Source organism: Massilia sp. 05N420 (assembly GCF_056397205.1).
In genome coordinates, this window is the sequence record NZ_JBFTMX010000077.1 from 1 (window position 1) to 9,565 (window position 9,565).

6 protein-coding genes and 1 rRNA gene are annotated in these 9,565 nt (G+C 67.1%); 5 read left to right on the plus strand and 2 right to left on the minus strand.

Going from position 1 to position 9,565, the window contains the following annotated elements; translation table 11 throughout:
* From rrf to AC1DIX_RS26970, 3 genes are all read left to right on the plus strand, one after another.
* Positions 1 to 95: ribosomal RNA gene (rrf, locus tag AC1DIX_RS26960) — 5S ribosomal RNA — on the plus strand; the annotation flags it as partial.
* Between the two features lie 148 nt (positions 96 to 243).
* Complete coding sequence (locus tag AC1DIX_RS26965) at positions 244 to 1,725, plus strand: DUF2868 domain-containing protein (RefSeq protein WP_477328339.1); 1,482 nt, start codon at positions 244 to 246, stop codon at positions 1,723 to 1,725.
* Positions 1,722 to 3,179, plus strand: coding sequence for a GTPase domain-containing protein (locus tag AC1DIX_RS26970; RefSeq protein WP_477328341.1), 1,458 nt, complete (start codon positions 1,722 to 1,724; stop codon positions 3,177 to 3,179). Before AC1DIX_RS26965 ends, AC1DIX_RS26970 begins: the two co-directional genes overlap by 4 nt.
* On the opposite strand, the gene AC1DIX_RS26975 is transcribed toward AC1DIX_RS26970, so the two are convergent.
* A complete protein-coding gene (locus AC1DIX_RS26975; protein WP_477328343.1) occupies positions 3,176 to 5,293 on the minus strand; it encodes a TonB-dependent receptor family protein in 2,118 nt (705 codons plus the stop codon). The genes AC1DIX_RS26970 and AC1DIX_RS26975 overlap by 4 nt on opposite strands.
* A 222-nt stretch (positions 5,294 to 5,515) precedes the next feature.
* Here AC1DIX_RS26975 and adh point away from each other — a divergent pair, with 222 nt between their 5' ends.
* Positions 5,516 to 7,036 carry an aldehyde dehydrogenase gene (gene adh, locus AC1DIX_RS26980; protein ID WP_477328345.1) on the plus strand — a complete coding sequence of 507 codons (1,521 nt, stop codon included), beginning with the start codon at positions 5,516 to 5,518 and terminating at the stop codon, positions 7,034 to 7,036.
* Positions 7,037 to 7,044: 8 nt separating this feature from the next.
* The gene (locus AC1DIX_RS26985) at positions 7,045 to 7,422 is read left to right on the plus strand and encodes a DUF779 domain-containing protein (RefSeq protein WP_477254356.1); all 378 of its coding nucleotides are present in this window, start codon (positions 7,045 to 7,047) and stop codon (positions 7,420 to 7,422) included.
* On the opposite strand, the gene AC1DIX_RS26990 is transcribed toward AC1DIX_RS26985, so the two are convergent.
* Positions 7,415 to 9,301, minus strand: a complete 1,887-nt coding sequence (locus tag AC1DIX_RS26990; RefSeq protein ID WP_477328346.1) for a sigma-54-dependent Fis family transcriptional regulator — start codon at positions 9,299 to 9,301, stop codon at positions 7,415 to 7,417. The genes AC1DIX_RS26985 and AC1DIX_RS26990 overlap by 8 nt on opposite strands.
* Positions 9,302 to 9,565: the final 264 nt, after the last annotated feature.

The window sequence follows — 9,565 nt, forward strand, 5'->3', positions numbered from 1 at the left end:
TCGGTACCACCCCTTCCCATCCCGAACAGGACCGTGAAACGACTTTGCGCCGATGATAGTGCTGCAACCAGTGTGAAAGTAGGTTATCGTCAGGCTAATTATTCGCAGAAGCCCGCTCAATTCGATTGAGCGGGCTTTTTGCTTTTCTGGCGCGCCTGAAACCGCTTTCTGGTCCTCCAATCCGTCGGCCTGTAGCGATTTGCGGCACAATGCAGCTGTTGTCTAACCATCAAGGCAAACAGCATGAAAGAACAGGTTGCGAGGAAGGTCACCCTGGTCCGCGCCATCGAGACCGCGGATATCAAACACGAAGTCCTGAGCGACGACGACCGCATGTACGCCAGCCGCAGCGCGCGCGAACTCGCCCAGTGGTCCGCGGCCGACAGCAAGTCGGAACTCACGCTCGACCATTTCCTGGAGCAGCGCTCCGAGCAGATCCTCAAGCGTCTAGCCGAGCGCACTCCCGCTTTCCGCACTTTCCTGAACCGGCGCCCTTTGCTGCCCATGCTGTCGGTGCTGCTGCCCCTGTTCGCATTGATTGCCGGCGCCGCCATCGACCATATCGCCGATCCGCATCGTGTCGACCTGCTGTCGGCGCCGCTCCTCCTGATCATCGGCTGGAACCTGCTGGTGTATGTGATCCTGCTGGCCTGGCTCCTGATTCCATCGAAGCGCACCGGATGGGTCGGGCCCGAGTGGATGCGCAGGCTCAGCGTCGGCAAAGCGAGATTGCCGCGCAAGCTGCCGGCGCCGCTCACGGCGGCCCTCGGCGCGTACGCGGTCGACTGGACCCAGCTCTCCTGGAAGCTGAACCACGCGCGCCTGAGCCGCACGGTCCACCTGTCGGCCGCCGCCTTCGCACTCGGCGCCATCATCTCGCTGTATGCGCGCGGCCTGCTGACGCAGTACGCGGCCGGCTGGGAGAGCACCTTCCTCGACGCCAATCAGGTGCATACGCTGCTGTCCTGGCTGTTCGCGCCGGCCTTGTTCCTGTTCCCGATCGAAGGCTTCAGCGTCGCCGACATCCAGGCCCTGCGCTTCGTACAGGAGCCATCAAGCGCCGGCGGCGCGCGCTGGGTCCACCTGTATGCCGCGACCCTGCTGCTGCTGGTGATCCTGCCGCGCCTGGTCCTGTCCCTGTTCGCCGGCTGGCGTGCGTCCCGCCTCGCGCGGCGCTTTCCGCTCGACCTGCAGCAGCCCTACTACCTGAAACTCGCCGACCACATCGGCGCCGGCCGCGGTCCCGTAACCCTGCGCGTGCTACCGTACAGCTTCACGCTCGACGAACGCCGCGACCACGGCCTGTCCGCAATCGCAGCTGCCATGTTCGGCGAGCAGACCCGTGTCATGCTGCGGCCCTCGCTGCCCTACGGCGAGGATCCGAAAGGCGTCCTGCAGGAGCTGCGGCCCGATACCGGTGATGCGACCGTGACCGCGGTCCTGTTCAGCCTGGCCGCGACGCCGGAGCAGGAAAACCACGGCGCGCTGCTGTCCGCGATAGCGCGCCAGCTGCCCGGCGGCGTGAGTGCGCTGGTCGACGAATCGGCGTTGACCGAGCGCGCCATGAGCCAGGATGGCGTCGATGCGCGTCTGGCCGAGCGCATCGCCCTGTGGCGGCAGTTCTGCACCTATCACCAGGTACCGGTGACCATCGTGAACCTGCTGCAGCCTGAAAAATACGCGGCCGGCAGTAATGGCCAGGCCGCCGCGACGGGGGTGCGATGAGCGAGGGAGTCAAGGTCCAGTTCGCGCTCGTTTCGCACACCAATAACGGCAAGACCACGCTCGCGCGCACCCTGGTCGGGATGGACGTCGGCGAGGTGCGCGACGCCGCCCACGTCACGACCTTCTCGGAAGCCCACGTGCTGCAGACCACGGAGCAGGGCGACAGCCTGCTGCTGTGGGATACGCCAGGCTTCGGCGACTCGGTACGCCTGCTGAAGCGGCTGGCGATGTCGGGAAATCCGATCGGCTGGTTCCTGCGCGAAGTCTTCGACCGCTACCGCGACCGTCCGTTCTGGCTCAGCCAGCAAGCCTTGCGCGCCGCGCGCGACGAGGCCGACGTCGTGCTCTACCTGGTGAATTCGAGCGAGCACCCGCGCGATGCCGGCTACCTGCCGCCCGAGATGCGCATCCTGGAGTGGCTCGGCAAACCGGTCGTGGTCCTGCTCAACCAGCTCGGGCCGCCGCGGCCGTCGGCCGAGGAACAGGCCGAGCAGGCGCTATGGAAGCAGCACCTCGACCAGTACACTATCGTGCGCGAAGTGCTGGCCCTCGACGCCTTCGCACGCTGCTGGGTGCACGAACACGTGTTCTACGAAGCCGTCGGCAAACTGGTCCCGGAGCCCAAGCGCGCCGGCTACGGCCGCGTGCGCGCGGCCTGGGAAGCGAACAATCTGGCGCGCTACCACGACTCGCTGCGCATCACCGCCGAGCAGCTGGCGGCGGGCGCGCGCGACAGCGAAGCCATTCCCGAGGAAGGCGGCGGCCTGCTGCAGTCGGCGCTGAAGGCGGTCCGTCTCGGTAAATCCGATGCGCGCCGCCAGGAAGCGGCGATGGCGCGGCTGGTCGAGCGGCTGGAAGAGAGGATCGCCCAGTCGACCACGCGCCTGCTGACCCTGCACGGCCTCGACCCCGGCCAGGCGGCCCGCATCAATGCCCGCGTGCGCGACAACTTCAAGGTCCGTGCGCCGCTCGACAAGACCCAGGCCGGCCTGCTCGGCGCGGTCGTCTCGGGCGCGGCGACGGGACTGTCGGCCGACCTGATGGCCGGCGGCCTGACCTTGGGCGGTGGCGCGCTGCTGGGTGCGATCGTCGGTGCGCTGACGATGGCCGGCGCGGCCTGGGGCTTCAATACGACCACCGACCGCAATCGCCCGACGGTGCAGTTCGCGCCGCCCTTCCTGCGCACGCTGATGGTCGGCAGCATCCTGCGCTACCTGGCGGTCGCCCACTTCGGACGCGGGCGCGGGAATTTCGTCGAAGGGGAGGCGCCGCCGTTCTGGCAGGCGGCGGTGGAGGAGGCCCTGCAGGCGCATTGCCCGGACATGGAGCGTTTCTGGGCGGAGGTGCGCACGCAGGACGAGCAGGACGCCAGACGCCTGTACGGCCTGCTCGTCAAGGTCGTCGACGACGTGCTGGAACGCCTCTACCCCGGCGTGCACATCTCCGCCGCCTAGAAGCGGTACTGCATGCTCGCGCCGAGCACCCAGTTGCGGCCCGGCGCGGCTTCGTAGTAGCGGCGGTTGCTGTCGCCGACGATCACCGAGCCGATGTAATTGCGGTCGAACAGGTTGTTCACGCGCGCATACTCCTTCAGCCGCCAGGAGCCGAGCTGCTGCTGCGCCTGCACCCGCAGGTTGGCGATCATATAGCCAGGCGCCGGCATGGCCTGGTTGGCGTCGTCCGGATACATCCTGGTGTTCGCGATGGTCTCGAATGCGGCGCCGTAGCGGTCGGCGCTGTCCTTCCAGCCGAATTCGCCGTACAGACTGGCGTTCGGCACGCCCGGCAGGCGGCTGCCCGCGAGGACGCTGCCGAAGCCTTCGTCGTACACGGCGCGCAGCACGCTCAGGGCCAGCCTGGCGTTCCAGTTGCGCCGCCATTCGGCGTCCAGCGAGAGTTCTCCGCCCTGGCGCAGGGTCGCGCTGGCGTTGCGGTAGCTGGTGCGTCCGCCCGACGAACTGTCGACCACGAGTTCGTCGCTGGTCTTCACCTGGAACACCGCGGCATTGATGCGCACGCCCTCGAGAGGCATGGCCTTCACGCCGAATTCCAGGTGGGTGCTCTGGGCCGGCGCCAGCGAAAAATTGAAGCCGCCGCCAGTGCCCGAGTAGAACACCTCGTTCAGGGTCGGGGTCTCGAWGCCGCGCGCCGCGCTGGCGTAGAGGTTCAAACCCGGGTTGATCTTGTACAGCACGCCGAGCAGCGGCGTCGTGTGGCGGTAGCTGACGCTGCCACTGTCGTTGCCGTTGGAGAGATAGCGGTCTTCCACGTCGAAGTCGACCCGGCTGTGGCGCAGGCCGGCGCTCAGCACCCAGGGGCCGCGCTCAAATTCGAACTGCGCGTAGGGATCGAGGTTCCTGACCTTGTCTTTCTCGTCGCGGCGCAGGCGGCCCTGCACGCCGAACTGGGTGCCGACGAAGTTCTCGTAACCCTTGCGGTCGTCGTCCGAGGCGCCGGCCTCGATGCCGAAGGTGGAGCGCAGCGTGCCGTCGAGGAGGGGACGGGACATGGTCCAGTTGGCGTCGATGCCGTGGAAGTCGCGCTGGAAATCGACCACGCCGCCCGAATGGCTGGCCGGTGCCTGGAAGGCTTGCGAGAAAGCCTGGTACTGGATCACGCGGCGGTTGCCGACATAGGCCGTCACGCGCAGCCGGTCGCTGCCGAAGCGCTGTTCCCAGGTCGCGCCCAGCTGCTGGTGGTCGATGCTCTTGCGCGTGTTGTAGCGTTCGGCGAAGGTGCGCTGCGGCGTGCGCGGATCGCTGGTGTCGATCTCGCCCGCGCGCGGGTCGCGCTGCCAGGTGGCCCAGGTGACGCCGAGCGGATCCTGGGTATCGTCCTGGTTCAGTGCGCCGGCGACCAGGGTCAGCTTGCTGGTCGTGCTCGGCGCGAAGCTGAGCTTGGCATAAGCCTGGTCGCGCCGGGCGGCGCTGTGGCTGCGGTAGCCGTCGGTGTCGAAACGCGATGCATCCAGCAGGTAGCCGACGCCGCCGGCGCTGCCGCTTGCGTTCAGGTCGGTCTTGCGGCTGCCGTAGCTGCCGCTGCTGACGTTCAGTTCGACTTCCGGCGCGCCTTTCGGCTCGCGCGTGAACAGTTGGATCACGCCGCCGGAGTGGTTGCCGTACAGGGCCGAGAAGGGGCCGCGCAGCACTTCGATGCGTTCGGCCAGGTCGAGGTCGAAGGTGGCGGCCTGGCCCTGGCCGTCGGGCATGGTGGCCGGGACGCCGTCGGCGATCAGGCGCACGCCGCGCACGCCGAAGGCCGAACGGGCGCCGAAGCCGCGCGAAGAGATCTGCAGGTCCTGCGCATAATTCTGGCGATTCGCCACCACCAGGCCCGGCACCGCGGACAGGGCCTCGGAGGCGTTGACGCGCGGCTGGCCGGCGCCGATGCGGTCGGCCCCGATCACGTCGATCGAGGCCGGCAGGTCGAAGCTGAGTTGTTCGGTGCGGCTGGCCGTCACCACGACGACCGGAACAGTCGCGTTCGCGTCGGCACCGGCCAGGGCGAACGGTGCGTAGGCAGCGGACAGCGCCGCGATGAGGCTGGAAGCAAGGGCGTGACGTTTCATCTTTTCTCCGTTATTCCGGCACGAACTATACCCGCCGGACGGGAACTCCGTTGTCCGCTTGCTCATTCGCACTGTGTCAATCTGGAGCAGGTGTCACAACAGGTGACGCAGGTCGGGCTTGCCTTGCCCGCGTCTTCCCCTCTTGGCGATGCCGCGCAAGGGCTGGCATGGCGCTTGCGAGAGAAGGGGTTCCACACAACCACAACGAAACAAGAGGATGACATGAATCTTGCAGACATCAGCAAACTCGGCGTCGCCAGCCCCTTCCGCCAGCGCTACGACAACTACATCGGCGGGGCCTTCGTCCCACCGGTGAAGGGCGAGTACTTCGCCAACGTGACGCCGATTACCGGCCAGCCTTTCTGCGAGGTGGCGCGCTCCAGCGCGGAAGACATCGACGCCGCGCTCGATGCCGCCCATGCCGCCAAGGAGGCCTGGGGCAAGACCTCGCCCGCCGAACGCGCCAACATCCTGAACAAGATCGCGGACCGCATGGAGCAGAACCTCAAGATGCTCGCGACCGCCGAGACCATCGACAACGGCAAGCCGATCCGCGAGACCATGGCGGCCGACATTCCGCTGGCGATTGACCACTTCCGCTACTTTGCCGGCTGCATCCGCACCCAGGAAGGTGCGATCTCGACCATCGACCACGAGACCTATGCCTACCACTTCCACGAGCCGCTGGGCGTGGTCGGCCAGATCATCCCCTGGAACTTCCCGATCCTGATGGCGGTGTGGAAGCTGGCGCCGGCGCTGGCGGCCGGCAACTGCGTGGTGCTCAAGCCCGCCGAACAGACCCCGGCCTCGATCATGGTGCTGATGGAGCTGATCGCCGACCTGCTGCCGGCCGGCGTGATCAATATCGTCAACGGCTATGGCCTGGAAGCCGGCAAGCCGCTCGCGTCCAGCAAGCGCATCGCCAAGATCGCCTTCACCGGCGAGACCGGCACCGGCCGCCTGATCATGCAGTACGCAGCCCAGAACTTGATTCCGGTGACCCTGGAGCTGGGCGGGAAGTCGCCGAACATCTTCTTCGAAGACGTGATGGCGGCTGACGACGAGTTCTTCGACAAGTGCCTGGAAGGTTTTGCGATGTTCGCGCTGAACCAGGGCGAGGTCTGCACCTGCCCGTCGCGGGTGCTGGTGCAGGAATCGATCTACGAGAAGTTCATGGAGCGCGCGCTGGCGAGGGTCGCCCAGATCAAGGCCGGCAATCCGCTCGACGCCAACACCATGATCGGCGCACAGGCCTCGCAGGAGCAGCTCGAGAAGATCCTGTCCTACCTCGACATCGGCCGCCAGGAAGGCGCCGAGGTGCTGGCCGGCGGCGAGCGCGCCACCCACGAGGGCGACCTGTCCGGCGGCTACTATGTGCGGCCGACCGTGTTCAAGGGCGACAACCGGATGCGCATCTTCCAGGAGGARATCTTCGGSCCSGTGGTCTCKGTSACGACCTTCAAGGACGAAGCCGATGCCCTGCGCATCGCCAACGACACCTTGTACGGCCTGGGTGCCGGCCTGTGGACGCGCGACGGCAGCCGCGCCTTCCGCGTCGGCCGCGCGATCCAGGCGGGCCGGGTGTGGACCAACTGCTACCACCTGTACCCGGCGCACGCGGCATTCGGCGGCTACAAGCAGTCGGGCATCGGCCGCGAGAACCACAAGATGATGCTCGAGCACTACCAGCAGACCAAGAACMTGCTGGTRAGCTACAGCCCGAAAGCGCTCGGCTTCTTCTGATGACCGCCATGGTCACGCCAGTCGACCGCGTGACCGCGACGCCGGCCGCACTCGCCTTCATCGGCGAGCTGCGGCAGCGCCACGGACCGCTGATGTTTTTCCAGTCCGGCGGCTGCTGCGACGGCAGCGCGCCGATGTGTTATCCGGAGGGAGAGTTCAACCTGAGCGATACCGACGTCTGCCTGGGCAGCCTGGACGGAACGCCGTTCTACATGGGACAGGAGCAGTTCGCCTACTGGGAGCACACCCAGCTGATCATCGACGTGGTGGCCGGTAACGGCGGCATGTTCTCGCTCGATAACGGCACCGGGCGGCGCTTCCTGACCCGTTCGCGTCTGTTCACGGACCAGGAGTGCGCGCTGCTGCGCGGCCAGCCGGTCAGCTAGTCCTGGGTAGCTTGCGATAAATCGTGTTGCGCGATATGCCCAGGGCGCGCGCGGCAGCGGAGACATTGCCGCCGTGGGCGTCGAGGGTGCGCAGGATGGCGCTCAACTCCAGTTCGTCGAGCCGGCTGGCGGCCCCGGTGCGAGCCGGCGCCGGCGCTGGTGCGTTGACGGCAGCGCGGGCCTCCGCCGCTTCGTCGAGGAAATCGTCGGGCAGGTGGTGCAGGCCGATCTCGTCCTCGCCGCCGGCCATCAGGGCTGCGGTGCGCAGCAGGCTGGCGAGCTGGCGCAGATTGCCGGGCCAGGCATGGCGCCTGAACAGGTGCAGGACCTCGCCCGCCACGCGCCGGCGCCTGGTGCCGCCGGCCAGCATCGTCGCAACGAGGGCATCGAGGTCGCCGCGCTCGCGCAGCGGCGGCAGTTTGACGACCAGGCCGTTCAGGCGGTAATACAGGTCTTCGCGGAACAGGCCAGCCGCGATGCGCTTGCGCAGTTCGTGGTTGGTGGCGCAGACCAGTTCGACGTCGAGCGCCAGTGGCCGCGATCCGCCCAGCGGCACCACCTTGCGTTCTTCGAGCACGCGCAGCAGGCGCGCCTGCAGGGCGAGCGGCATGTCGCCGATCTCGTCGAGGAACAGGGTGCCGCCGTGGGCCTGCATGATCCTGCCGGCGGCGCCCTTCCTGCGCGCGCCGGTGAAGGCGCCTTCCTCGTAGCCGAACAGCTCGGATTCGATCAGCGCTTCCGGAATCGCCGCGCAATTCACTGCGACGAAGGGACCGCGCGCACGCGGCGAATCCTGGTGGATGGCCTGGGCCAGCCATTCCTTGCCGGTGCCGGTCTCGCCCATGATCAGGATCGGCACGCCCTGGCCAAGGACCTTCTCGACTTTCGCGATCGACTGCGCCAGCCTGGCATCGCCCGTGTTCAGGGCCTGCAGCCGGGAGCGCGGCTGCGGCGTGGCGGGCATGTCGCGCGCCGGCGCTGCGGGGGCGGGCAGGGCGGGGGCGTCGTTCAGCTGCTGCACGCCATGCTTCAGGCGCAGCTCGGCGCGGCCGCGCACCCGCACGCCGTTGTGCATGCACAGGTCGAGCAGTTCCGGCGCCGCGCTGCGGTAGTGATCGTAGAGGCTCGACAGCGGCAGGCCGAACAGCGAACTGAAGGTCTGGGCCTGCAGGGCCGGCGCGGACAGGCCGAGCTGGAACAAGCCGTTGCGGTTGGCGGCAAGGAAGCGGCCGCCCGGCGTGAACGAGGCGATGCCTTCCATGAGCGTGCCGATGAATTCCGGACGGGTATGGAAGTGCAGGGTGATCGCGTTCTCGTAGGCGGAGGCGAACAGCTGGTTCTCGATCATCAGCGCCGACATCCGCACCAGGGCCATGGTGTGCTTGTGGAAGCTGCGCCGGTCGCCGCTGACGTCGAGCACGCCGATCACCTTGCCGCGGTGGTCCACGATCGGTGCGGCCGAGCAAGTGAGGAAGTGGTTGGCAGTCAAGTAGTGCTGGTCGGCGTGCACGATGGTGGGCGCCTGTTCGGCGATGGTGGTGCCGATCGCATTCGTGCCCTTGCTCTCCTCGGACCAGTCGACGCCCGGCGTGAGGGCGACACGATTGGCTTTTTCCATGAAGTCGGCATCGCCCAGCGAGTGCAGGATCACGCCGCGGGCATCGGTCAGCAGGACCGTGTTATGCGTGTTGGCGATCTGCTGGTACAGGGTTTCCATCGCAGGCAGCGCATGGCTGTACAGCATGCGGTTCTGCTCGACCAGGGCCGAGAGGGCGGAAACGGACAGGGGATCGAAGTCGGGACGGACGTCGGCGCGCAATCCGTAATGCTGGGAACGGCGGTGCGAGCTGGCGATGGTCGCCGGCAGGTGATAAGTCATTCCATGTCTCCTGGTTGGCCCTGGACCGCGGCTCTATCGCTGGAAGTCGACTATTGCCTAATGTAGCACGCAAGCGCGCGCTTGCCTCCATCGCGCTCGTTTCATTTCCTGTCTCGAAAGCGTCATGCTGCGCCTCGGTGTGAAGAACCTGCTAGAGGACGGGACGCCGGACGAAAGTCCGGCATCCTGTTGCTTTATCGCCGCCGATTGCGCCGGTGAGGGCTTGCGCGCCCATATCCCGTTTGCTATAGTGCGCCTCCTGCT

What these genes read in the sequence shown, in the direction of transcription:
- AC1DIX_RS26965 (WP_477328339.1), top strand. Translation starts at nt 244, where the DNA reads ATGAAAGAACAGGTTGCGAGGAAGGTCACCCTGGTCCGCGCCATCGAG.
- AC1DIX_RS26970 (WP_477328341.1), top strand. Translation starts at nt 1,722, where the DNA reads ATGAGCGAGGGAGTCAAGGTCCAGTTCGCGCTCGTTTCGCACACCAAT.
- AC1DIX_RS26985 (WP_477254356.1), top strand. Translation starts at nt 7,045, where the DNA reads ATGGTCACGCCAGTCGACCGCGTGACCGCGACGCCGGCCGCACTCGCC.
- AC1DIX_RS26990 (WP_477328346.1), bottom strand. Translation starts at nt 9,301, where the DNA reads ATGACTTATCACCTGCCGGCGACCATCGCCAGCTCGCACCGCCGTTCC.